Raw genomic sequence first — 321 nt, forward strand, 5'->3', positions numbered from 1 at the left:
TGCGAGCCGCCGGGCACGACCGAGATCGCCGAAATCGTCCAGCGCGGCAGCACGGTCAAATTGGGGTGCAGATCGTCGAAATTGTCGACGACTTCCTCCACCGTGACCACAGCGCGCCGCGCCGCCAGCACGGCTTCCTTCTGGATGCCGATGATGCCCTCGATCAGCACATTGCCTTTTCTGTCGGCCTTCTGCGCATGGATGAAGGTGACGTCGGGCCGGATCGAAGGCGCCGCCGCCAGCACCTCGGCGGTGAACGGACAGGTGACCGACCTGATGTTGGGATTGACGTCAGCCAGCCCCGCACCGCGATAGCCGCGA

Annotated in this window: 1 protein-coding gene; it reads right to left on the reverse strand. The window is 64.8% G+C overall.

The genetic code is table 11. The features are described from left to right. Positions 1-321 (reverse strand): CoA-transferase (locus O7A60_RS31870; protein ID WP_337109610.1); only part of this gene is annotated, 321 nt, incomplete at both ends.

The sequence above is a fragment of the Mesorhizobium salmacidum (SeqCode) genome (assembly GCF_037179605.1).
In the GTDB taxonomy this organism is placed as follows: domain Bacteria; phylum Pseudomonadota; class Alphaproteobacteria; order Rhizobiales; family Rhizobiaceae; genus Mesorhizobium; species Mesorhizobium salmacidum.